The sequence below is a fragment of the Streptomyces telluris genome (genome assembly GCF_024519335.1).
GTDB lineage: Bacteria > Actinomycetota > Actinomycetes > Streptomycetales > Streptomycetaceae > Streptomyces > Streptomyces telluris.
This window is the reverse complement of the sequence record NZ_JANIID010000039.1, coordinates 55,996-76,939: the sequence shown is the minus strand read 5'-3', so window position 1 is coordinate 76,939 and position 20,944 is coordinate 55,996. Positions and strand designations below refer to the sequence as shown.

The following is a 20,944-nucleotide window of genomic DNA, read 5'->3' as shown; positions in this document are numbered from 1 at the left end:
CGATCTGCAGACCCGGCCGGGCCAGCTCGGCGCGCATCAGCAGGGCGAGCAGCCCGCCGACGCAGAAGAACGCGAACGCCGTGACCAGGTAAAGCGTGCCGATGGTCTTGTGGTCGGTGGTGGTCAGCCACTTCACGGGGGATCTCATGCCCCGTACGTGTCCGGACCCCCGCGTTCCTTCACCGCTCCCCGGCCCGCCGGCGTGCGATCCACCTCACACCGTACGCATGTGAAGATCTCTGCCATGCCGGACATCAGCCGATCATGAGCACGGAGGAAACCTTCGCCGCTGCCTATCGCGCGCACTACTGGGCGGTCAGCCGCTTCGTGGCACGACGGCTGGACGGGCAGGCGCACGAGGTGGAAGAGGTGGTGTCGGAGGTGTTCTCCGTCGCCTGGAGACGCCGGGCGGAGATGCCCGACCCGCCGCTGCCCTGGCTGTACGGTGTGGCCCGCAACTGCCTGGCCAACACCGTTCGCGGCATGTCCCGCTACCGCCGTCTCCTGCTGCGGCTCGGTCACCACGAGACCGCCCACCGCCGGCACACCGTGGACAGCCCGGACGCGGACCGCCCGGGCGCCTGGGTGCACGAGGCCCTCGCCCGCCTGTCCCCGGCCGACCAGGAGGCACTGCGCCTGACCGCATGGGAGGAGCTGACCCTCGACGAACTGGCCGTGGCCCTGGGCTGCAGCCGCAGCGCCGCCGCCATGCGCCTGCACCGGGCCCGCCGCCGGCTGCGCGCCGAGGCCGACCGCATACGGCCCGCCCTGCCCGTAGGGTCCGAGGCACGAACCGACGCGCGCGCTGGAGGCGACGACGATGCATGACGAACTGGAACTGCTGCGTGCGGCCGACCCCGTGCCCTCCGGTGACGGCCCCTGGCGCGACCGCCCGCTCGACGCCGGCGCCGAACGCGCCCTGAACCGCCTCCTGTACGGCGACCGCGTCAGAAGGACCGGGGTCCTCCTCGTCGTCCGGGCCGAGGCCACGGTGCTCGCCCTGGTCGGGGTGCTCGCCCTGAGCCTGTCAGCGTGCCGCTGATCCCCACAAATACGGGTCGAATGCAGTGAGCCGGATGCCGTACTTGATCCAGCGGAACCCTGCGTTGTCCTGAGCTTCATTTCCCTCCATTCCGGTCTTGTAGTAGCGGTGCAGCGTGCGGACCTGGGAATCGGCCTCCACGAACTTCAGCACGCAGTGACCGCGCTTAGGGTTCAGGGCGGAAATCAGCTTGTGCTTGAGTTCTTTGAGGGAGCGCCGGTCGATTCCGTAGAGGTAGACGGGCAGCATCACCTCACGAGCAGCCACCCGTGTGGACCGGTGGATGGAGCCGTCCAGATTCGGCGAGCTGTCGGCGTGCAGCTCGTACGGCGGGGTGTCCAGTCCGGTGGCGCCGGCCTGGAGGAGGATGCCCGGCCAGCGCCGGTCGGTGAAGGAGGTGAGGGGATTTCCTCCCCCTCACCTCCTTGCCCGGTGATCGACACGTAGGTGTGTCCCCACGCCATCGGATGAGGCGGGATCGGAACCGGTTGCGGCCGGTCTTCGAGAATCCGGTCCCGTGTCGCCGGGATCGGCATAGAGACTTGCCTCCATCGAGTGAAGTTGGGTGCAGCGGATAGTGCGCGATTGACGGTCTGTGGTGTCCTGCGTCTGACTCGGCTCACGCCATGGGGGTGCGACATGCGGCAAGGGATCAGGAAATTCGGGATCCGGTCGGCGGTATTGGTTCCCATCAGTGCTGTGGCGCTGCTGTTCAGCCAGGGGCTCGCCTTCGGGGACACCACGGGTTGGGATCTCACTGGACGTGGCTCGACTCTCCAGCCGCGTGCCGGCGTCCAGATCGTTCCCCAGTGGCCGTGCAGTTCGACCTGTACTTACGATCAGGACTCGGTCTTCCGTCTCGCGAGCCTGAACGACGCTTCGTTGAACACGAGTACTACGGCACCGAATCTGATCAACAAGCAGTCAGGGGCCCGGATCGGCACGTGCGCCTGGAACTCCGGCCAGCTCCTGTGCAGCCCAACGAATAGCGGCAGCACCGGCGACACCCTTACTCTCGACAAAATTGTGTATGGGACCGCATCAAGCGAATCCTGCACGCAGTCCTTCTACTTCGACTGGTGGGACAGTAGCGCCACCACCTCGCAGCCGGATCCCAACGAGGAGTGGACCAGCCAGGTCGCATTCCAGACCACGTCCGGACCGTGCCAGTAAGCCCGAGGGGGGCGGCTGTCAGGCCGCCCCCCTCGCTTGCTGATGAACTCGATGAGACCTAGATGCCGTGCATCGCCTCCGCGTACTGCAGGGCCCGGAGAACCGCCTGAGTCGTGGACTCGGACTTGGCCTCGTGGATGTGGATCTCGACGGTCCGGCCGCCCAGCAGGTTCTGTGTCTTGCGGGCGTCGTGCACCCGCTCACCGCCGCGGAAGTCCACGAGCTCCGGCCCTTGCTCGCCCACCAGGCGAAGGCCCGGTGAGGCGGACAGGGTTCCCATCCAGTAGCCGGAGGTCCCGCTGAGGGCGCGGCGCCATCCGGAGCCGTACCGGTCGATCGCGTACGACAGGCCCGCGTACAGCGAAGCCACCGGATGGAATTGCCCGAGGCTCCGATACGGGCCCGCGTACGCGTTGAAGGTCGAGCCGATGACCTGCAGCAGCCCCTTCGACGGATCGCCTGCGGCTGCGTTGGAGTCCCAGTTGTTGACTGCGTTCGGGTCGCCACCGGATTCCACGCCGATGCGGTGCAGCACCAGGGGGACGTCCGCGAGCGAGATGCCGCCCCGGCCGGCGAACTCACCCGTGCCCTCGGAAAACCGAGCCAGGGGCGCCTTGAGGAAGAGCCCTGCCCCACCAACAAGGGCAAGCCCCTTGGGCCGAAGAGCGTCAGGCACATCCACAACATCCTGAGCGCTGCCTTCGACTTGATCACGGGGCCGCGAAGGCTGCTTCAGCACAACCCCCGCAAGAGGGCCAGCCCTCCGACGGAGCGGGAGATCCGGCAGGCGGAACCGGATTTCCCCACGTTGTCCGACAGCGAGACCAGCCGGTTCCTCGGCGACATCTGGACCCCTGGCGGCAACAGCAAGCGAAGCCCTGGGGATGAAGTGGTCCCTCGTCCGCTGGGACGAGGGCGCCATCGAACTGGCTTGGGTCGTGGTGGAGGAGGGCAACTCCTACCGGTTGCGGAAGCTGACCAAGGACGGGGATGACAACGCGATCATCTACGTAGACCAAGCCCTGATGAACATCCTGAAGTGGCAGAAGGAGCGCCAGGACCCCGAGAAGGTATCGGCACGGCGACTGGCGAGCCAGCAAGATCACGAACGACCTCAACGCCAAGGAGAGCCCGGTAGAGGTCTCGAAGAACGCCCGGCATCACAGCCCCGGCTACACAATGGAGCGCTACGGCAAGCGCCGCCCGGACGCCGCCAAGGCGCCGGCCGGCCGCAGCGCCAGCCGGATCGGGCTGGATCGCGCAGCAGCCTGATCCAAGATTCCCGGCCGGTCGTCTCGTGGTTGGTCACGCTGCTGGTCGCATAAAAAGCTGAATCCTACTGGTCACGCACTGGTCACGCCGACGCCTGATTCAGACCAGGAAAACAGAAAAACCCCAGGTCAACTGGGGTTTCCACTGGTGTCCGAGGGGGGACTTGAACCCCCACGCCCGATAAAGGGCACTAGCACCTCAAGCTAGCGCGTCTGCCATTCCGCCACCCGGACCAGGTGCCGTCTTCAGCGAGGTGTTCCCCGCGGCGACAGGGATAACAATACCAAGGTTTCGGAGTGCCTTTATGCCTCTGTCCTGCGAAAACACCGACCGAAGATGCCGGAGGCGCCTCAAAGCTGTTGCCGCGTCCACGGCCCGGGGCGGCCGTCGCCCGACCTGGCTCCGAAAAACAGAAAAACCCCAGGTCAACTGGGGTTTCCACTGGTGTCCGAGGGGGGACTTGAACCCCCACGCCCGATAAAGGGCACTAGCACCTCAAGCTAGCGCGTCTGCCATTCCGCCACCCGGACCGGGTGTCGTCTCCAGCGGGGTGCTCCCCGCGGCGACAGGGATAACAATACCAAGGTTTCGGAGTGCCCTTCACCTGGGTAACCACGTGGGGCATAAGGTTCACTTATGGGCAATACGGGGCATACCCGGACGGCGGTGGGTGCGCGGCGGCGGCCGCGGCCCCTGTCGCCGCTGCGGGAGCACCTGCGGGACACGTTCTGGTTCACGCCCACCGCGGGGCTGGTCGGTGCCGCGGTGCTGGCCGCCGGGGTGCTGGAGGTGGATCAGTTCGTCATCGGGGCGCTGCAGGAGGAGGGGGACTACGCGACCGTCGAGTCCCTGATCGGGATCGCCGACGACGCCAAGACGATCATCACGACCGTCGGCTCGGCGATGCTGACCTTCATCGGTGTGGTGTTCTCGATCTCCCTGGTCGCGCTGCAGATGGCCGGCGGGCAGTTCTCCCAGCGCGTGGTGCGGCTGTACGTGCGCAGCCGGATCACCAAGTGCACGTTCGCGGTCTTCCTGGCGACGTTCCTGTTCGCGCTGCTGGTGCAGGCGTCCTACGAGGGCGACGAGAACCCCCGCACCGTCTCCACCGTCCCGGTCTTCTCCGGCATCGTGTGCGTCGTCCTGGTGCTGGTGAGCCTGGGGCTGTTCATCGCCTACGTGAACTCCACGCTGCGGCTGATGCGCGTGAGCTACGTGATCGACCGGATCACCCGGGAGTCCTTCAGGGTGCTGGACAAGCACGGCGTCGCGGACGACGAGCGGCCCGCGCTCGCGGAGCCGGGTGCGGAGATCGCCCACGCGGGCCGGGCCGGGGTGCTGCGGGACGTGCACGTCGCCCGGCTGGTGCGGGTCGCGCGGCGGCACGGCGTCGTCCTGCGGCTGATCCCGCGGATCGGGGACTTCGTGGTGCCCGGGACGCCGGTGCTGGCGGTCCACGGCGGGGCCGCGCCGCCGCCCCGCGCGCTGCGGTACACGGTGTCCGTGGGCGTGGAGCGGACCTTCCACCAGGACCTGGGCTTCGGGTTGCGGCAGCTGTCGGACATCGCGCAGCGGGCCCTGTCCCCCGCCGTGAACGATCCGACGACGGCCGTGCAGTGCCTGGACCGGATCACCCAGTTCCTCGCGGCCCTGGCCCGCCGCCCGCTCGGGGCGCTGCACCACTGCGACCGCCGGGGCGCGGTGCGCCTGGTGCAGGACGTGCCCGGCTGGGCGGACCTGGTCGACCTGGGGTTCGCGGAGATCCGCGGCTGCGCGACCGGCAGCCCGCAGGTGACCCGGCGGCTGCTGGCCGCCCTGGAGGACCTGTGGTGGCTGGTCCCCGAGGACCGGCGCCCGCCGCTGGAGCGGCACCGCGCGCTCCTGGAGCACGCCGTATCGCGCACGGTGCCGGATGCGGCGGACCGGGATTTCGCGCTGCTGCCCGACCGGCAGGGGATCGGTTAGGGCACCTCAGCCCGGCCTCGCTGCGGCGGCATCGCCGCCTGCCCTCACGGCATCAAGTGGTAATCCGGGAAGTTCCCCGGCAGCCGTTCGCCGGACGGTCCTTCCGTCACCGCCCGCACCAGCAGCTCGCCGCCGACGAAGGCCCCGCGCCACGACGCCCCGAAGCCGCCGAAGAGCTCCTCGCGGTCGCCGCGCGAGCGGGGGCCGTTGCGGCCGACCTTGAACGCCCGGATCTGCGGGGCCAGGCGCGCGAAGGCCGCCTCGTCGTCGCAGGAGAGGGCCGCGACGAGCGCGCCGTTGCTGGCGTTCATGGCGGCGAGCAGTTCGGCCTCGGTGTCGACCGGGACGACGGTGTCGACGGGGCCGAAGGGTTCGGCGTGGTGCAGGGGCGAGGAGGGCGGCGGGCTCAGCAGCGCGACGGGAGGGACGTACGCGCCGGTGTCCTGGCCGGGCAGGAAGCGGCCGTCGGCCAGGCGGCCGCGGTGCAGCGGGACGGCGCCCCGGCGGACGGCCTCGGCCACCTGCGCGGTCAGCTCCTCCGCCTTGGCGGCGTTGATCAGGGGCCCGAAGTCGAGCTCGGGGAGGTCGTCGCCGGGCGCCTCCACGGCGAGCGGGTGGCCGAAGCGGACGTCCCGCACCGCGGGCAGGTAGACCGCGAGGAAGTCCGCGAAGGCCTCCCGCTGCACGACGAACCGCGGGTAGGCCGTGCAGCGCTGCTTGGCGTACTCGAAGGTCCTGCGGATCCGCGCGCCGAGCGCCGTCCAGTCCGTGAAGTCCCAGACGCCCCAGGCATTGAGGCCCTCCTGTTCGAGGACGTGGCGCTTGCCGAGGTCGGCCACGGCGGTGGCGACCCGCGCGCCGGTGTCCCGGCCGCCGACGAAGGAGACGCAGCCGATCCCGGGGGCGCGGACGAGCGCCTCGGAGAGCTCGCCGCCGCTGCCGCTGACCAGGGTCAGGGGGACGCCCTCGCGCGCCGCGAGCGCCGCGGCCAGCGTCAGGCAGGCCAGGCCGCCGTCGGTGGGGGTCTTGGCGATCACGGCATTGCCGGCCAGCGCCTGGACGAGCAGGGCGTGGACGAGGACGCTCATCGGGTAGTTCCAGCTCGCGATGTTGCTGACGGGGCCGGGCAGCGGGGTGCGCCCCGGCAGCATGCGGTCGATCTCCGCCACGTACCAGCGGACGCCGTCGACCGCCCGGTCCACATCCGCCCGGGCCAGGCGCCAGGGCTTGCCGATCTCCCAGACCAGCAGGAGCGCCAGCAGGTCGCGGTGGGCGTCCAGGGCATCGAGGGCGGCGGCGACACGGGCCTTGCGGTCGGCGAGCGGGACGTGGCGCCAGGCGCGGTGCGCGTCCACGGCGGCGCGGACGGCCCGGTGGGCGGTGGCCGCGTCGAGGCGCGGCGGGCCGGGTACGGGGGTGCCGTCCACGGGCGTGACGGCGGGCAGCGGCGTGCCGTCGGGCCGCCAGGTGCCGGCCCAGAGGTTGAGGACCCGGTCGTCGTCGCGGAACGCCTCGGGGGCGGCGTCCAGGCAGCGCCGCCAGGCTCCGCCCCATTCGGTGCCGGGCTTGAGCGCAAGGGGGGACACGAGGGGGGAAGGGGGCGCGCCCACGGGAGGCGTCGCGCCCACGGGAGGCGTCCCGCGTGAAGGACGTAAAGGCTCGTGTGAAGGGCGCAGAGGAGGGGTGGGAGGGGTGCGGTCGGATGCCATCGCTGATCTCCGCTCTCGGTACGGGAGGTGCGGGAACATCGGCGGTCCACTACCGGACGGCAGCCATACGGTCCACTGCCGGACGGCAGCCATGCGATCCGCTACCGGACGGTAGTCATACGGAACGGTAGCCACGCGGCGGGCCGCGGGAGGTGCCCCGGCCCCCGATGAGGCCCACGTCACGCCCCGCCACGGCCCGGGCCACAATGGAGCGTCCAGCAACCCCACCACCTCCGGGACTGATCGCTCATGGGACGGGTCACCGAACGCCGCCGCGTCATCCGCATCCGGGACGGGGCGGTCACCGCCCGCCCGGACACGCTCGTGGCCGAGGAGCCCCTGGAGATCCGGCTGAACGGCAAGCCGCTGGCCATCACCATGCGCACGCCCGGCGACGACTTCGCGCTCGCGGCCGGCTTCCTGGTGAGCGAGGGCGTGCTGGGCCGCGCCGACGAGCTCGCCAACATCGTCTACTGCGCGGGCGCGACGGAGGACGGCTCGAACACGTACAACGTGGTCGACGTACGCCTCGCTCCCGGTGTGCCCGTCCCGGACGTCACCCTGGAGCGCAACGTCTACACGACGTCCTCGTGCGGCCTGTGCGGGAAGGCGAGCCTGGATGCCGTACGGACCACGGCGCGGCACCCCGTGTCCGACGGACCGGAGGGCCCGATGCTGCTCGAACCCGCGCTGCTTGCCTCCCTCCCCGACCGGCTGCGGGAGGCCCAGCGGGTCTTCGACCGCACGGGCGGGCTGCACGCCGCGGCGCTGTTCTCCGCGGACGGCGAACTGCTGGACGCGCGGGAGGACGTGGGCCGGCACAACGCCGTCGACAAGATCGTCGGGCGTGCGCTCCAGCAGGGCCTCCTGCCGCTGTCCGGGACGGTGCTGATGGTCTCCGGGCGGGCCTCGTTCGAGCTGGCGCAGAAGGCGGTGATGGCCGGGATCCCGGTGCTCGCGGCGGTCTCGGCTCCCTCGTCGCTGGCCGTGGACCTCGCGGCGGAGACGGGGCTGACGCTGGTGGGCTTCCTGCGCGGGACGTCGATGAACGTGTACGCGGGCGAGCAGCGGATCGCCCTCCACGAGCGGGCGGCGAACGACTGACGTCGCGTCGGCAGGCGGCAGGCGGCAGACGGCAGACGGCAGACGGCAGACGGCAGGCGGCAGGCGGCAGGCGGCTCAGCCCACCGGGCCCTCCTCCCGCTCCTCCACCACGCGCGCGAGCAGCGCAGTGAACTGTTCGCGCTCCGCGGGCGTCAGCGCGCCCAGCAGCTCATCGTTGGCCTCGTCGCCCAGGCGGGCGAGCCGCTGCAGGCAGCCGCGCCCCTCGGCGGTGAGGGCGATGGCGTTCTTGCGGCGGTCGGCGGGGTCGGGCGTGCGGGTGACGAACCCCGCCCTCTGAAGCTCGTTGAGGATGCCGACCATGTCCTTGGGGTCGAAGCCGGTCATCCGGCCGAGTTCGGCCTGGGCGACGGGGCCGGAGTCGGCGACCGCGGCGAGGACGGCGTGGTGCGGCATGCGCAGGCCCTCGCGGGCGAACGCCTCGCCGAGCAGGCGGCGGCCCCGTGCGGAGGCGCGGTTGAGGAGCCAGCTGGGGAGGGCGCGGATCCGGTCGAGCGCGGGCTCGTGGGGCTCTGTCATGGTGCGACCCTACCGAGATATCCGTTGGGATCCCCAATAAAAACGTTGGACATCCCAACGAAGGCGGGTTTACCGTTGGGGCCACCAACGAAAACCGTTGGGGATCCCCACGACATCCCGGAGGTGCGCCCCATGCGCCGTGTCCGCTATCACCAGAACGGCGGCCCCGAGGTCCTGCGGCTGGAGGAGACCGACGTCCCTCGGCCCGGCCCCGGCGAGCTCCTGCTGCGCACCGAGGCCGTCGGCATCACGCTGCCGGTCGTACGAAAGGTGCGCGGCGGCGGCCTCCCGCTGCCCGCGAGCCCGGGTGGCGAGGTCGCCGGGGAGGTCGTGGCGGCCGGCCCCGGCGTCACGGGCTTCGCGGTCGGCGACCGCGTCACCGGCCTCTGCTTCGCCGACGCCTACGCCGACTACTCCCTCCTGAACACGGCGATGGCCTCGCCGATACCCGACGACGCGAGCGCGACGGACGCCGTGGCGCTGGTCCGCTGCGGCCTGGTGGCCCGCGGCGCCTACGCGGCGGCCCGGCCGGTCGCAGGCGAGTCGGTGCTGGTGACGGCTGCCGCGAGCGGTGCGGGCCACCTCGCCGTACAGCTCGCCAAGGAGCTCGGCGCCGGGCGGGTCGTGGCGGCGACCGGCCCCGCGGCGGCGGAGGCCAAGGCCGGCTTCCTGCGGGAGCTGGGCGCGGACCACGTCGTGACGTACGACGACCTCGCCCGCGAGGAGGCCGACCGCTGGGGCGGTGCGGTCGACATCGTCCTGGACGCCGTCGGCGGCGAGCTCCTCTCCCTCGCCCTCGCCGCTCTGGCGCCCGGCGGCCGGCTCGTCGCGTACAGCTCGGGCGGCGGCACGATCGAGGCGTACGACCTGCTCGTCGGCGCGAAGTCCGCGATCGGTTTCCAGATGGCGCTCATCGCCCGCCACCGGCCGGAGCTGATGGAGCAGTGGCGGCGGGAGCTGTGGGAGCTGTTCGCCGCGGGCCGGCTGCGGCCGCGCGTGCACGCCGAGGTGCCCTTGGAGGCCGCCGCGCGGGCGCACGGGATGATCGAGGCGCGCGTCAACCTGGGCAAGGTCGTCCTGCGGCCGGCGTGAACCCGTATGGGCTCATCGGCCGAGTCCGCCTTGTGTGACAGTCGTACGGCACCTACGTTCGGCCTCATGGCGCCGCCGCAACTCCGCACTGGTCCCGCCGTCCCCGCCTTCCCCGCCGCCTCCGCCCTCCCCCGACGCCCCGTCAGGAAGGCGCTCGCCGCCGCCGCGCTGGCGGGCTCGTTCCTCCTCCTGCCGCCCGCCGCGGCGCACCAGGCCCGTGCCACGGGCACGCCGTCCGCCGGATCCACGGGCACCCCGTCCCCCGTGTTCACCGGCACCTCGCCCGCCACGTTCACAAGCGCCTCGCCCACCCCGTTCACAAGCGCCTCGCCCGCCCCGTTCACAGGCTCCTCGCCCGCCCCGTTCGAGGAGCAGGTCCTGTTCAAGGCCGGCCAGGAGGCCGACGACGGCGCGTACGCCTGCTTCCGCATCCCGGCGCTGGCCACCACCGCCCGCGGCACCGTCCTCGCCTTCGCCGAGGGCAGGAAGGGCGACTGCAGCGACGCCACCGACATCGACGTCGTGGTCAAGCACTCGGCCGACGCCGGCCGCACGTGGGGCCCGCTGCACGTGGTGGACGAGGGGCGCGGCGACACCCACGGCAACCCCGCCCCCGTCGTCGACGCGCACAGCGGCCGGATCACGCTGCTCACCACGTACAACAAGGGCCGTCCCGGCGGCGGCAACTGCGACGTGCCCTGCGACCGCACGCCCCACCTGCAGTACAGCGACGACGACGGCGCGAGCTGGTCCGCGCCGCGGGACGTCAGCCGGGACCTGCGGCCGCCCGGCTGGAACTCCTGGTACGCCACCGGGCCCGGGCACGGCATCCGGCTCGCCCGCGGGCCGCACCGCGGCCGCCTGGTCGTGGGGCTCAACGCCGAGAGCCACGACGGCACCCGCGTCCGCGCCAACCACGCGGCGCTCGCCCTCAGCGACGACGGGGGCGCGCACTGGCGGCTGGGGGCGGTCGACACCCACGAGGTCACCCCGGAGGGCACGTACGGGCAGAAGCCGTCCGAGCTGACGCTCGCCGAGCGGTCCGACGGCTCGGTGTACGCGGGCGGGCGCGAGCAGGACGGGACCGAGCTCGGCAACCGCGACTTCGCCGTCAGCCCGGACGGGGGCACGGCGTTCGACGGACCCTTCCGGGCGGTCCCGGACCTCTACACGCCCATGGTGCAGGGGTCGGTGGCCGTGCCGCGCCCCGGGCGCTGGCTCTTCGCCTCACCCGCCGACCCCGACCGGCGGCGCTCGATGACGATCCGCTCCTCCTACGACGAGGGCCGCACCTGGGAGGGCGTGGAGCACGGCAGGCTCGTCACGGCCGACTGGGCGGGGTACTCCGACATGGCCGTCGTCGAGACCGAGGGAGCGTCCGAAGGCTCAGGCGCCGAACGCCCCGACGCCAAGGACCCTGCGGACTCCGGCGGCGTCACGACCGGCCTGCTCTACGAGGCGGGCAGGCGGGACGCGCGCGACGAGATCCGGTTCGCCCGCTTCACGGAGGAGTGGCTGGGTCCCCGCGCCGCGCCCTCGCCCGTGACGCCGGACCGGGCGCCGGGGGCGCGGGGCGCACTCGTCCTGGGAGGTCCGCGCCGGGTCGCCGGGCACTTCGGCGGAGCCCTCGCCTTCGACGGCGTCGACGACGCCGTGCGGCTTCCCTACCGATCCGCCCTGCCGCTGGGGACGAGGGACTTCACGGCGTCGCTGTGGTTCCGGTCCCGGCCCGCGGCCACGACCACGACCACGACCCCGGCCGTAACGGCGACTACGGCTACGGCTACCGGTACGGGTACGGGTACGGCCGCGCGGGGTGAGCAGCCGCTGCTGTGGATGGGCGGGATGGGCGGGGCGCCCCAGGTGGTGCTCCGGCTCGCACCCGGGGGGCGGGTCACCGGGCAGGTGACGGCGGTCGCCGGGGCCGGGCCCGCCCGGACGGTCGTCCTACGGTCCGCCGGCACGTACGGGGACGGGCTGTGGCACCAGGTGGTGCTGCGTCGCGGCGGGGGGCGGATCGTCCTCAGCGTGGACGGGGCGGCGGTCCGGGCGGGCGACGCGCCGGGGGCGGTGAGCCGCAATTCGACGTTCGGGGTGCACGTGGGGCAGCGCCCGGACGGCCGGGAGCACCTGACCGGGGAGCTGGACGACGTCCGGGTGTACGGGCGGGCGCTGACGGGCCGTGAGGTCGCGCGCCTGCGCGGGGGCGGAAGGACGGGCCCGGGGCCAGGTCCGGGGCCGGGCACGGGCACGGGCCCGGGATCCCCGCGCGACCTCATCCTGTGGCTGCCGCTGGACCACACCGGCTGAACGACTGAAACGACTGACCGGCCGACCGAAGACCGGCCCCGGCCGACCGGCCGACGGGCCGACGGTGACGGCCGAGGTCTCCCGCCCGTCTCCGTCCAGGAACCGCCGCCGGCAGCGCCGGCAGCGCCAGCAGCGCCGTCATCCCGGCCACCCAGCCACCCGGCCGCCGCCCAGCCCTCAAGTGCGGACCGGCGCCGCCACGACAGCAGGCTCCTGCGCCACCGCCCGGCGCCCGTGCCTCTTCGCGAGGACCGCCCCCACCATCAGCTGCATCTGGTGGAAGAGCATCAGCGGCAGCACGGCCAGGCTCGCCTCGGCCCCGAACAGGACGCCCGCCATCGGCAGGCCCGCCGCCAGGCTCTTCTTCGAGCCGCAGAAGACGATGGCCAGCCCGTCCTCGCGGCTGAAGCCGAGCCGGCGCGAGCCGAAGGTGGTGACCGTGAGCATCAGCCCCAGGAGTGCGGCCTCCACCCCCAGGAGGGCCAGCAGCCGCAGCGGGGTGACCTCGTGCCAGATGCCGCGGACCATGCCCGCGCTGAACGCCGTGTAGACGACCAGGAGGATCGAGCCGCGGTCCACGTAGCCGAGCACCTTCTTGTGCTGGGTGAGGAAGCCGCCCACGCGGCGGCGCAGCAACTGGCCCGCGAGGAAGGGCACGAGGAGCTGCAGCACGATCGACAGCAGCGAGCGGGAGGAAAAGCCGCCACCGCTGTTGCCGAGGAGGAGGGCGGCGAGCAGCGGGGTGAGGGCGATGCCGACGATGCTGGAGAAGGACCCGGCGCACACCGCCGCCGCCACGTTGCCGCGCGCGATGGACGTGAAGGCGATCGAGGACTGGATGGTCGAGGGCACGAGGCAGAGGAACAGCAGCCCGGAGTACAGCTGGGGGGTGAGGACGACGGGGACCAGGCTGCGGGCGGCGATGCCGAGGAGTGGGAAGAGCACGAAGGTGCAGCCGAGGACGGTCAGGTGCAGCCGCCAGTGGCGCAGGCCGTCCATCGCCTCGCGGGTGGAAAGGCGGGCGCCGTAGAGGAAGAACAGCAGCGCCACGGCGCCGGTGGAGGCGCCGCCCGCGACGGTCGCCGCCTGGCCCCGGGCGGGCAGGAGGGCGGCGAGGGCCACGGTGCCCAGGAGGGCCGCTACATAAGGATCGATGGGAACGCGTATGCGAATGCGCGGCATGGACCCAGCCTGCCGCTCCGCGCGGCTATCCGGAACCCCGTTTACTGCTCTGACTGTCATCACAGATCGCGATAAGCAGGGGCGGACGGCGCTAGGCTCGTCGGGTGTTCGAGCCCGTGCAGCTCCGTACGTTCCTGGCCGTCGCGCAGACGCTGAGCTTCACCCAGGCCGCCGTCCGCCTGGGCGTCCGGCAGTCGACCGTGAGCCAGCAGGTCCGCAGGCTGGAGGCGGCGGCCGGGCGGCAGTTGTTCACCCGCGACACACACAGCGTGCGGCTGACCGAGGACGGCGAGGCCATGCTGGGCTTCGCCCGCACGATCCTGGAGGCGAACGAGCGCGCCGCGCACTGGTTCACCGGCACCCGGCTGCGCGGGCGGCTGCGGTTCGGGGCGTCGGAGGACTTCGTGCTGACCCGGCTGCCCGAGGTTCTGGAGGGGTTCCGGCGCGAGCACCCGGAAGTGGACCTGGAGCTGACCGTCGACCTGTCGGAGACGCTGCAGCGACGGCTGGCGGCCGGGCGGCTGGACCTGGTGCTCGCCAAGCGCCACCCCGACGAACCGCACGGCCGGCTCGTGTGGCGCGACCGGCTGGTGTGGATCGGCGGCGAACGCCTGCACCTGGACCCCCACCGGCCGCTGCCCCTGATCGCCTTCCCGCCGCCCGCCGTGACCCGGGCCCGCGCACTGGAGGTGCTGGAGCGCAGCGGCCGGCCCTGGCGGGTGGTGTGCACGAGCGGCAGCCTCAATGGCCTGGTCGCGGCGGCCCGCGCGGGCCTCGGCGTCATGGCGCACACCCTGGGCATGATCCCGCCGGGCCTGGTCCGCCTCCCTCCCGGCTCCGGCCTGCCGGAGCTCGGCGGGGTGGACGTGGTGCTGCTGCACGGCACCGCGCCGGACAGCGCGGCACGAGCGCCCGCGGAGGCGCTGGCGCAGGCCGTGCTCGCGGCGGGCGACCGGCTGCAGGCGTAGCGCGGCCGCGCGGGGCGGTGCCGGGTGCGGCCCGGCACCGCCGGGTACGTCGTCAGGCACCGCCGGGCACGTCGCAGGCACCGCCGGGCACGTCGCAGGCACCCGCCGGGCACGTCGTTCGGCACCGCCGGGCACGTCGTCAGGCACCGCCGGGCACGTCGTCAGGCACCGCCGGACAGGCCTTCGGCAACCCCGGGTACGTCGTTCGGCATCGCCGGACGGGCCTTCGGCACCCCGGACACGTCGTTCGGCACCGCCGGATACGCCCGGATACGCCCGGATACGCCGTACGGGGTTACTCGCCGCCACGGCGGAAGAGGAAAGCCGGAGCAAGCCGCCGCAGGCGCGACCACACGTCCGGAATCCGACCACGTCCGGATTCCGGGCGCGCTAGGGGATCCGCCCCAACAGGCCACCCTTTCAGGGGGATTGAGGGCCCGGTGAGCCGGGTAGGGGCATCGCGCTGTGCGGAGCATGACAAGGAGCTGCCCGTTGCGCGAGACCTGCCCGTTGCACGAGTTCACCGCGCCGCCCCTCGTGACGGCGCACTCCGTCGGAGGCCTGGCGGACGTCGTGTTCGACCGCGCCGCGGAGGATCCCGGGCAGGCGGCGTTCGGCCGGAAGGGGCCGGACGGCCGCTGGCGGGACGTGACGGCGGCCGCGTTCCGGGACGAAGTACTGGCGCTGGCAAAGGGCTTGCTCGCCGAGGGCGTGCGGTTCGGCGACCGGGTCGCCGTCATGTCCCGTACGCGCTACGAGTGGACGCTCTTCGACTTCGCGCTGTGGTCGATCGGCGCCCAGCCCGTGCCGCTGTACCCGACGGCCTCCCCCGAGCAGGTCTCCTGGATCCTGCACGACGCGGGCGTGACGGCCTGCGTCGTCGAGCACGGGGACCACGCGATGACGGTCGGCTCGGTCGTCGACCGGCTGCCGGGGCTGAACCGCCTGTGGCAGCTGGACGCCGGGGCCGTCGAGACGCTGAGCGCCGCCGGGGCCCGGATCGGCGACGAGGTGGTGGAGCGGCACCGGATGGCGCTCACCCCGGGGACACCCGCCACCGTCGTCTACACCTCCGGCACCACGGGCCGCCCCAAGGGCTGCGTGCTGACCCACGCCAACTTCATGGCCGAGGCCGACAACGTCGTCAGGCGCTACGAGCAGGTCTTCCGCTCCCGCCCGGGCGACGAGGCGGCGACACTGCTGTTCCTGCCGCTGGCCCATGTGTTCGGGCGGATGGTGCAGGTCGCGGCGGTGCGCGGGCGGGTCAAGCTCGGCCACCAGCCGCAGCTGACCGCCGCCGCGCTGCTGCCGGACCTGCGGGCGTTCCGGCCGACGTTCGTCCTCGCGGTCCCCTACGTCCTGGAGAAGATCTTCGCGCTGGCCCGGCGCGCGGCGGAGGCCGACGGCCGGGCCGCGCCGTTCGAGCGGGCCGTCGACGTGGCGGTGCGGTACGCGGAGGCGCTGGAGCACCGGGCGTTCGGCACCGGCTCGGGGCCCGGGGCCGCGCTGCGCCTCCAGCACCAGGTCTTCGACCGGCTCGTCTACGCCAAGGTGCGGGAGGCGCTGGGCGGGCGGGTGCGGCACGCCATGTCGGGCGGCTCGGCGATGGACCGCAGGCTGGGGCTGTTCTACGCGGGCGCGGGCGTGACCGTGCTGGAGGGGTACGGGCTGACGGAGACGACCGGCGCCGCGACCGCCAACCCGCCCGAGCGGCCCCGCTTCGGCACGGTCGGGCAGCCGGTCCCCGGCACCACCGTGCGCATCGCCGGGGACGGCGAGATCTGGCTGCGCGGCGGCCAGGTGTTCACCGGCTACCTGGGCGACGCGAAGGCGACGGGCGCGGTGCTGCAGCAGGGCTGGTTCGCGACGGGCGACCTGGGGCGGCTGGACGGGGACGGCTATCTGACCATCACCGGGCGGAAGAAGGAGATCCTGGTGACGTCGGGCGGCAAGAGCCTGTCGCCGGTGGCCCTGGAGGAGCGCGTACGGGCCCACCCGCTCGTCGCCCACTGCGTCGTCGTGGGCAACGACCGCCCCTACGTGGCCGCGCTGGTGACGCTGGACGAGGAGGCGGTCGCACACTGGCTGCACCTGCACGGCAAGGAGCCCGCGGGCCCCGGCGGGCTGCTGCGCGACGCGGACCTGGAGGCCGAGATCCGGCGGGCCGTGGTGGCCGCGAACACCCTCGTCTCCCAGGCCGAGTCCATCCGGGCCTTCCGGATCCTCAGCGCCCGGTTCACCGAGGAGGACGGCCTGCTGACCCCCTCGCTGAAGCTCAGACGGAAGGCGATCGAGGTGGCGTACGCGCGCGAGGTCGACGCGTTGTACCGCAGGTAACTGCGGAATGGCCCACTCGGGCGGAATCGCCGACGGCCTCGGGGAATAGCGTGGTAGCTACATCTGTTCACAAGTGGAGTAGCACGTACCGCTTTCTCCGAACGTAAGGAACGAGCACCCGTGAGCAAGACGCCCACCTCTGATCCTTCCGACTCCTCCGCCTACCCCGCCACCGTCACCCTCAACAACGGCGTCGAGATGCCGCGGCTCGGCTTCGGCGTCTGGCAGGTCCCCGACGCCGAGGCCACGGCCGCCGTCGAGACGGCCCTGGCCGCCGGATACCGCAGCATCGACACGGCGGCGGTGTACGAGAACGAAGCCGGCACGGGCAAGGCCCTCACCGGCTCGGGCATCCCGCGCGACGAGCTGTTCGTGACGACGAAGCTGTGGAACCACGCCGCCGAGACCTGGACGCGCGAGGGCGTCCTGCGCGAGTTCGACGCCTCGCTGGAGCGGCTCGGCCTCGACTACGTCGACCTGTACCTCATCCACTGGCCGCGCGCCGTCCGCGACGACTACCTCACCATCTACCGCACGTTCGAGGAGATCGCCGCGAGCGGCCGCGCCCGGGCGATCGGCGTCTCCAACTTCAAGCCCGCCCACCTGGAGCGGCTGCTGGCCGAGACGACCGTGGTCCCGGCCGTCAACCAGATCGAGCTCCACCCCTTCCTGCCCCAGGCCGAGCTCCGCGCCTTCCACGAGCGCCACGGCATCACCACCGAGGCGTGGTCGCCGCTGGGCCAGGGCAAGGACCTGCTCACCACCCCCGTCATCGCCGGGGTCGCGGAGAAGCACGGCCGCACCCCGGCGCAGGTCGTACTGCGCTGGCACCTGCAGCTGGGCAACGTGGCGATCCCCAAGTCCGTGACGCCCTCCCGCATCCGCGAGAACATCGACGTCTCCGGCTTCTCCCTCGACGCCGAGGACCTCGCGGCGATCGCGGCGCTCGACAGCGGCACGCGCCTGGGCCCGGACCCGGACGAGTTCGACATCTAGCACACTGCGGGGCGACGGTGCCGGTGCCGGGCGGCCCGGACCGCCGGGTCGCCGGACCGCCGGGTCGCCGGGTCGCCGGGGCCGCTTAAAGTCATGTCCATGTTCTTCGCGCCATGGACCCCGCCGACCGATGTCGAGGGGCAGTTGCAGGCCGCGACGGCGCACGGGGACTGGGGCGGCCAGATCGGCGCCCTCGCGGCGGCCGAGCTGTACATGGAGGAAGGCCGGGCCGAGGCCGACGGGCTGGTGCCGCCCGCACCGCTCGTGCCGTACCGCGACCCGGCCTCGGGCAAGCGCTGCCTGCCCGTCTTCACCCGCGGCGCGCTGCCGCCCTGGCGCCCCGACCGGGTCTTCCAGCGCACCGCGCTGGACGATCTGGCCCTGGAGTGGCCGCACGACAAGTGGCACCTGGCGGTGAATCCCGGGCACCCGTCCGCGGCCGTCGTCCCGGCCACCCCGCTGGACCGCGAGGCCTGGCTGGAGGTCTGCGCCGAGGCGCCGCCGCGCACGTCCGGCCTCCTGCTGTCCCTGTACACCGGCCCCCTGCACGGCCCGCTCGCCCACGGTCTGGCCTGCGGCGCGCCCCTCGCCGTGCGCGACGGCGTGCCCTGGAACGAGCTCGGCGGCGTCTACCGCGACTACGACGAGGACCGCGTCGCCCTGCACGGCACGTGGGGCATCGCCGACCCCGCGGGCTGGTGGCACCTGACGCAGCGGCTGCTCGCCGGGGACGGGGCGGACCGGGTGGCCGAGTTCGCGCTGCGGGCCCGCGAAGGGCTCGCCGAGCACTCCGCCGACGGGGCGCCGGCGACCGGGCAGTGGCGGGAGGCGGTCACCCACGTGCTGACGCACCGCGCCGCGGCCGCGGCGGAGGTCCAAGCGCTGGACACCACCGTCACGCGCATAGCCGCGGCCGAGGAACAGCTGGTGCGCGATGCGGTGCTGCAGCCGGGTCAGCGCGTCGTCTCCACCGCGGCCCACGGCCTCGCGTGCGCGGTGACCCTCGCCCGGCTGGCGCTCTCCGCGCGGCTGTGCTCCCCGGCCGACGCGGAACGGATCGTCCTGACGGCCGGTGAGACCGCCCGCAGGACGTACGCGTCGTGGCCCGCCTTCTCCGCGGGCTTCCTGCTGGGCTCCGCCCTCGGGCCCGGAGCCGGGGACCCCCGCGCCGGGGACCCGCGCGCCGGGGACCCGCGCGCCGCCGCCTCCGGACACGACGCCGCGGTGAGGGCACACCACCTGCTCCTCGGCGACCCGGCCAGTCCCTGGCGCAACATTCCCTGGTCGTGACGGCCCTGCCGCCCCGCCCCCGCGGGGCGGCAGGCGGACAATCACGGGATGGGTGCGGACGGGCGTGGCAGTCGAGGTCGGGGCGGCGCGGTGGGCCGGGACGCCGGTGTGTCCGTCGTCCTGTTCACCTCCGATCTGCGGCTGCACGACAACCCCGTGCTCACCGCGGCCCTGCGCAGCGCGCCGCACGTCGTCCCGCTGTTCGTCGTCGACTCGGGCATCGCCGCCGCCGGCTTCGCCGTGCCCAACCGCGCCGCGTTCCTGGCCGACTGCCTCGCCGCGCTCGACGAGGGACTGCGGGCCCGCGGCGGGCGGCTCGTGGTGCGCAGCGGCGAGGTCGTGGCGGAGACCTGCGCGCTGGCCGCCGCCACCGGCGCGGGCGAGGTGCACGTCGCCGCGGGCGTGAGCGCGTACGCCCTGCGCCGCGAGGAGCGGCTGCGATCGGCTCTGGAGGCGGACGGGCGGCAGCTGCGGGTGCACGACGCGGTGGTCACGGCGGTGCCGCCCGGTGCCGTTCTGCCCGCCGGCAAGGACCACTACGCGGTGTTCACCCCGTACTTCCGCCGCTGGTCGGCCGAGCCGCTGCGGCCGGTGCTGCCCGCCCCGCGCTCGGTCCGCCTTCCCGGGACGGAGTCGGAGCCGGAGTCGGAGCCGGAACCGGAGTCGGAGCCGCTGCCCGCGGCGGCCGCCCTGGCCCGGGGCACGGCGTCGCCCGGGCTGGCCCGCGGCGGAGAGGCCGAGGGGCGCCGCCGGCTCGCCGCCTGGCGGCGCGGCGGGCTCGCGCGCTACGCCGACCGCCACGACGACCTCGCGGGGGACGCGACCTCACGCCTGTCCCCCCATCTCCACTTCGGCAGCCTCTCGCCGGTGGAGCTCGTCGCGTCGGCCCGGGAGCGCGCCGCCGGGGGCTGCGCGGGCGCCGAGGCGTTCGTACGGCAGCTGGCCTGGCGGGATTTCCACCATCAGATGCTGGCCGCCCGGCCGGAGGCGGCCCGCCGCGACTACCGGTCCCGGCACGACCGCTGGCGCGAGGCGCCCGCGGAGCTCGCCGCGTGGCGGTCGGGCCTGACCGGCTATCCGCTCGTCGACGCGGCGATGCGGCAGCTCGCCCACGAGGGCTGGATGCACAACCGGGCCCGGCTGATCGCCGCGAGCTTCCTGACGAAGACCCTCTACCTGGACTGGCGCGACGGCGCCCGGCACTTCCTGGACCTGCTCGTGGACGGCGACGTGGCCGACAACCAGCTCAACTGGCAGTGGGTGGCGGGCACCGGCAGCGACACCCGCCCCCACCGGGTCCTCAACCCGCTGGCCCAGGCCGACCGCTTCGATCCCGACGGCGCCTACGTGCGGCGCTGGGTGCCCGAGCTGGCCGGCGTGCCCGGCCGGGCCGTCCACCGGCCGTGGCGGCTGCCGGCCCGGGAGCGGGAGCGCCTGGACTACCCGGAGCCGGTCGTCTCCCTGGAGGAGGGCCTGGCCCGGTTCCGGCGGGCGCGCGGGCTCACCTGAACGGGGGTCGGCGCACGCCGGGGCCGGGGCGCGGTCAGCGCCCGCCGTGTCCCGGGGCGACGGCCTCGATACGGCGGGCCAGCTCGACGTCCAGGCCGGTGACCTTGCCGCCCGCGCTGTGCGTGTTCACGCTCAGCGACACGGTGTTGTAGCCCAGGGTCGCATCCGAGTGGTGTCCCAGCTCCTCCTGGATCTGCGCGATGTGGATCACCATGGCGGCGGCCTGGAAGTGCCCGTCGAAGCGGTAGGTGCGGCTGATGCGTTCGCCGTCCGTGGTCCAGCCGGGCAGCTCCTGGAGGCGCTCCTCGACGTCCTTCTGCGAGAGCGGTTCGACGGCCATGACTGTCCCTTCGTGGGGGTGGGTGCCGTGGGGTGTGCCGTGGCGGGTTCAGGTGCGGGTTCAGGTGCGGGCTCAGTGGCGGGTTCCGTGGCGGGCTCAGTGGCGGGTTCCGTAGTGG

General features: G+C 73.2%; 19 protein-coding genes and 2 tRNA genes. 13 read left to right on the top strand and 8 right to left on the bottom strand.

The window, feature by feature from the left end; all coding sequences use genetic code 11:
• Positions 1-264: 264 nt before the first annotated feature.
• Positions 265-828, top strand: a complete 564-nt coding sequence (locus NQU55_RS31230; protein ID WP_168096428.1) for an RNA polymerase sigma factor — start codon at positions 265-267, stop codon at positions 826-828.
• A complete protein-coding gene (locus tag NQU55_RS31225; protein WP_168096429.1) occupies positions 821-1,042 on the top strand; it encodes a hypothetical protein in 222 nt (73 codons plus the stop codon). Before NQU55_RS31230 ends, NQU55_RS31225 begins: the two co-directional genes overlap by 8 nt.
• Here NQU55_RS31225 and NQU55_RS31220 read toward each other — a convergent pair.
• Positions 1,028-1,309 (bottom strand): hypothetical protein, encoded by a 282-nt coding sequence (locus tag NQU55_RS31220; RefSeq protein WP_240977001.1) that lies wholly within the window; start codon positions 1,307-1,309, stop codon positions 1,028-1,030. The genes NQU55_RS31225 and NQU55_RS31220 overlap by 15 nt on opposite strands.
• A gap of 432 nt (positions 1,310-1,741) precedes the next feature.
• On the opposite strand from NQU55_RS31220, the gene NQU55_RS31215 reads away from it, so the two are divergent.
• A complete protein-coding gene (locus NQU55_RS31215; RefSeq protein ID WP_168096430.1) occupies positions 1,742-2,215 on the top strand; it encodes a hypothetical protein in 474 nt (157 codons plus the stop codon).
• Between the two features lie 58 nt (positions 2,216-2,273).
• Here NQU55_RS31215 and NQU55_RS31210 read toward each other — a convergent pair whose 3' ends face one another.
• Positions 2,274-2,891: a lysozyme family protein gene (locus tag NQU55_RS31210; protein WP_256791570.1), complete on the bottom strand. Its 618-nt coding sequence runs from the start codon at positions 2,889-2,891 to the stop codon at positions 2,274-2,276.
• A 208-nt stretch (positions 2,892-3,099) separates the two neighbouring features.
• Between NQU55_RS31210 and NQU55_RS31205 the strand changes: the two genes are divergently transcribed.
• Positions 3,100-3,540: a hypothetical protein gene (locus NQU55_RS31205; RefSeq protein ID WP_168096426.1), complete on the top strand. Its 441-nt coding sequence runs from the start codon at positions 3,100-3,102 to the stop codon at positions 3,538-3,540.
• 92 nt (positions 3,541-3,632) lie between these two features.
• Here NQU55_RS31205 and NQU55_RS31200 read toward each other — a convergent pair.
• Positions 3,633-3,720 (bottom strand) — tRNA-Leu (locus NQU55_RS31200).
• Between the two features lie 209 nt (positions 3,721-3,929).
• Positions 3,930-4,017 (bottom strand) — tRNA-Leu (locus NQU55_RS31195).
• Between the two features lie 106 nt (positions 4,018-4,123).
• On the opposite strand from NQU55_RS31195, the gene NQU55_RS31190 reads away from it, so the two are divergent.
• Positions 4,124-5,452: a DUF2254 domain-containing protein gene (locus tag NQU55_RS31190; protein ID WP_256791568.1), complete on the top strand. Its 1,329-nt coding sequence runs from the start codon at positions 4,124-4,126 to the stop codon at positions 5,450-5,452.
• Between the two features lie 44 nt (positions 5,453-5,496).
• Here NQU55_RS31190 and NQU55_RS31185 read toward each other — a convergent pair whose 3' ends face one another.
• Complete coding sequence (locus tag NQU55_RS31185) at positions 5,497-7,038, bottom strand: aldehyde dehydrogenase family protein (protein ID WP_256791567.1); 1,542 nt, start codon at positions 7,036-7,038, stop codon at positions 5,497-5,499.
• 372 nt (positions 7,039-7,410) lie between these two features.
• Here NQU55_RS31185 and fdhD point away from each other — a divergent pair, with 372 nt between their 5' ends.
• Positions 7,411-8,265: a formate dehydrogenase accessory sulfurtransferase FdhD gene (gene fdhD, locus NQU55_RS31180; protein ID WP_168092057.1), complete on the top strand. Its 855-nt coding sequence runs from the start codon at positions 7,411-7,413 to the stop codon at positions 8,263-8,265.
• Between the two features lie 75 nt (positions 8,266-8,340).
• Here the strand turns inward: fdhD and NQU55_RS31175 are convergent, their stop codons facing one another.
• Positions 8,341-8,802 (bottom strand): MarR family winged helix-turn-helix transcriptional regulator, encoded by a 462-nt coding sequence (locus NQU55_RS31175; protein ID WP_168092056.1) that lies wholly within the window; start codon positions 8,800-8,802, stop codon positions 8,341-8,343.
• 132 nt (positions 8,803-8,934) lie between these two features.
• Here NQU55_RS31175 and NQU55_RS31170 point away from each other — a divergent pair, with 132 nt between their 5' ends.
• Complete coding sequence (locus tag NQU55_RS31170; protein ID WP_168092055.1) at positions 8,935-9,894, top strand: quinone oxidoreductase family protein; 960 nt, start codon at positions 8,935-8,937, stop codon at positions 9,892-9,894.
• A gap of 66 nt (positions 9,895-9,960) precedes the next feature.
• The gene (locus NQU55_RS31165; RefSeq protein WP_240976234.1) at positions 9,961-12,204 is read left to right on the top strand and encodes a sialidase family protein; all 2,244 of its coding nucleotides are present in this window, start codon (positions 9,961-9,963) and stop codon (positions 12,202-12,204) included.
• 177 nt (positions 12,205-12,381) lie between these two features.
• On the opposite strand, the gene NQU55_RS31160 is transcribed toward NQU55_RS31165, so the two are convergent.
• Positions 12,382-13,386: a bile acid:sodium symporter family protein gene (locus NQU55_RS31160; RefSeq protein WP_168092054.1), complete on the bottom strand. Its 1,005-nt coding sequence runs from the start codon at positions 13,384-13,386 to the stop codon at positions 12,382-12,384.
• A 104-nt stretch (positions 13,387-13,490) separates the two neighbouring features.
• Here NQU55_RS31160 and NQU55_RS31155 point away from each other — a divergent pair, with 104 nt between their 5' ends.
• The 5 genes from NQU55_RS31155 (at position 13,491) to NQU55_RS31135 (ending at position 20,486) form a co-directional block, all read left to right on the top strand.
• Positions 13,491-14,354 (top strand): LysR substrate-binding domain-containing protein, encoded by an 864-nt coding sequence (locus NQU55_RS31155; protein WP_168092053.1) that lies wholly within the window; start codon positions 13,491-13,493, stop codon positions 14,352-14,354.
• 510 nt (positions 14,355-14,864) lie between these two features.
• Positions 14,865-16,691: an AMP-dependent synthetase/ligase gene (locus NQU55_RS31150; RefSeq protein WP_256791573.1), complete on the top strand. Its 1,827-nt coding sequence runs from the start codon at positions 14,865-14,867 to the stop codon at positions 16,689-16,691.
• 198 nt (positions 16,692-16,889) lie between these two features.
• Positions 16,890-17,687: an aldo/keto reductase gene (locus NQU55_RS31145; RefSeq protein ID WP_168093224.1), complete on the top strand. Its 798-nt coding sequence runs from the start codon at positions 16,890-16,892 to the stop codon at positions 17,685-17,687.
• Between the two features lie 99 nt (positions 17,688-17,786).
• A complete protein-coding gene (locus NQU55_RS31140) occupies positions 17,787-18,977 on the top strand; it encodes a DUF1266 domain-containing protein (protein ID WP_168093211.1) in 1,191 nt (396 codons plus the stop codon).
• Between the two features lie 108 nt (positions 18,978-19,085).
• Positions 19,086-20,486, top strand: coding sequence for a cryptochrome/photolyase family protein (locus NQU55_RS31135; protein ID WP_256791566.1), 1,401 nt, complete (start codon positions 19,086-19,088; stop codon positions 20,484-20,486).
• Between the two features lie 34 nt (positions 20,487-20,520).
• Here NQU55_RS31135 and NQU55_RS31130 read toward each other — a convergent pair whose 3' ends face one another.
• Positions 20,521-20,826, bottom strand: a complete 306-nt coding sequence (locus tag NQU55_RS31130) for a 4a-hydroxytetrahydrobiopterin dehydratase (RefSeq protein ID WP_168093213.1) — start codon at positions 20,824-20,826, stop codon at positions 20,521-20,523.
• Between the last annotated feature and the right edge of the window lie 118 nt (positions 20,827-20,944).

Bases quoted from the DNA above. Each gene is read 5' to 3' on its own strand.
- NQU55_RS31230 (WP_168096428.1), top strand. From the start codon at position 265: ATGAGCACGGAGGAAACCTTCGCCGCTGCCTATCGCGCGCACTACTGG.
- NQU55_RS31225 (WP_168096429.1), top strand. From the start codon at position 821: ATGCATGACGAACTGGAACTGCTGCGTGCGGCCGACCCCGTGCCCTCC.
- NQU55_RS31205 (WP_168096426.1), top strand. From the start codon at position 3,100: ATGAAGTGGTCCCTCGTCCGCTGGGACGAGGGCGCCATCGAACTGGCT.
- NQU55_RS31190 (WP_256791568.1), top strand. From the start codon at position 4,124: ATGGGCAATACGGGGCATACCCGGACGGCGGTGGGTGCGCGGCGGCGG.
- fdhD (WP_168092057.1), top strand. From the start codon at position 7,411: ATGGGACGGGTCACCGAACGCCGCCGCGTCATCCGCATCCGGGACGGG.
- NQU55_RS31175 (WP_168092056.1), bottom strand. From the start codon at position 8,802: ATGACAGAGCCCCACGAGCCCGCGCTCGACCGGATCCGCGCCCTCCCC.
- NQU55_RS31170 (WP_168092055.1), top strand. From the start codon at position 8,935: ATGCGCCGTGTCCGCTATCACCAGAACGGCGGCCCCGAGGTCCTGCGG.
- NQU55_RS31165 (WP_240976234.1), top strand. From the start codon at position 9,961: ATGGCGCCGCCGCAACTCCGCACTGGTCCCGCCGTCCCCGCCTTCCCC.
- NQU55_RS31160 (WP_168092054.1), bottom strand. From the start codon at position 13,386: ATGCCGCGCATTCGCATACGCGTTCCCATCGATCCTTATGTAGCGGCC.
- NQU55_RS31145 (WP_168093224.1), top strand. From the start codon at position 16,890: ATGCCGCGGCTCGGCTTCGGCGTCTGGCAGGTCCCCGACGCCGAGGCC.
- NQU55_RS31140 (WP_168093211.1), top strand. From the start codon at position 17,787: ATGTTCTTCGCGCCATGGACCCCGCCGACCGATGTCGAGGGGCAGTTG.
- NQU55_RS31130 (WP_168093213.1), bottom strand. From the start codon at position 20,826: ATGGCCGTCGAACCGCTCTCGCAGAAGGACGTCGAGGAGCGCCTCCAG.